This window comes from Priestia sp. SIMBA_032 (assembly GCF_046535215.1).
Lineage (GTDB): Bacteria > Bacillota > Bacilli > Bacillales > Bacillaceae_H > Priestia > Priestia aryabhattai.
On the sequence record NZ_JAWRXD010000325.1, the window covers coordinates 1 to 325 of the forward strand.

Annotated in this window: 1 pseudogene; it reads left to right on the forward strand. The window is 35.4% G+C overall.

The features are described 5' to 3' along the window. A pseudogene (locus tag SB717_RS34600) lies at nt 1–325 on the forward strand (putative 2-aminoethylphosphonate ABC transporter permease subunit); the annotation flags it as partial.

Here is a 325-nt window from a genome sequence, read left to right on the forward strand (position 1 = left end):
AACATTTGTATTCGCATATGCAATTGAGAAAATAGACCAGCTACAATTTTTTAGAAAAACAGGTTACTTTTTCTCTATAGTGCCGTTAGCGATACCAGGTTTAGTACTCGGATTAGGATATGTCTTTTTCTTTAGTCAACCAACGATTCAAATTCTTGGACTATCAGTAACGAATCCGTTTCATTCTTTATACGGAACAATCGCTGTATTAGTACTAGTAAATATCATTCATTTTTATTCTGTAACATTTGTCACGGCAACGACTGCCTTAAAGAAATTAGACCGAGAGTTTGAGCTTGTTTCGCAGTCGATGGGTATTCCGTTT